A 513-nucleotide genomic window follows, 5' to 3' on the forward strand; every position below is an offset into this window, starting at 1 on the left:
CGCGTCGGCCCGGCTCCGGCAGTCGGGTCTGCGCGTCACCAGCGTCTGCCGGGGCGGAATGTTCCCGCAACCGACCGACCGGCTGCGGCGAGAGGCCATGGCCGACAACCGAGTGGCGGTCGATCAGGCGCACGCCCTCGGCGCCGACTGCCTCGTGTTGGTCTGCGGCGCCGCTCACGGCGACCTCGCCGACGCGCGGCGGCAGGTCCGGGACGGCATCGCCGAACTCGAGCCGTACGCCCGGGCGGCGGGGGTGCGGCTCGCGGTCGAGCCGATGCACCCGATGATGGCGTCGAGTCGTTCGGTGATCACCTCACTGAGCGAGGCCAACGATCTGGTCGAGGCGATCGGATCCGACATCGTCGGGATCGCCCTCGATTCGTATCACGTGTGGTGGGATGCAGCACTGCCGCAGCAGATCACAAGGGCAGGCGAACGCCTGTTCTCGGTGCAGTTGGCCGATTGGGTCACCCCGATCCACGGCGAACTCAGCAGCCGCGGCATGCCCGGCGA

The 513-nt window shown here is 70.4% G+C and carries 1 protein-coding gene; it reads left to right on the forward strand.

Annotated elements, in window-relative coordinates; all coding sequences use genetic code 11:
* Positions 1 to 513 (forward strand): sugar phosphate isomerase/epimerase family protein (locus AZG88_RS24365; RefSeq protein WP_231914171.1); only part of this gene is annotated, 513 nt, incomplete at both ends.

This window comes from Rhodococcus sp. LB1, from assembly GCF_001583455.1.
GTDB classification, from domain to species: Bacteria; Actinomycetota; Actinomycetes; order Mycobacteriales; family Mycobacteriaceae; genus Rhodococcus_F; species Rhodococcus_F opacus.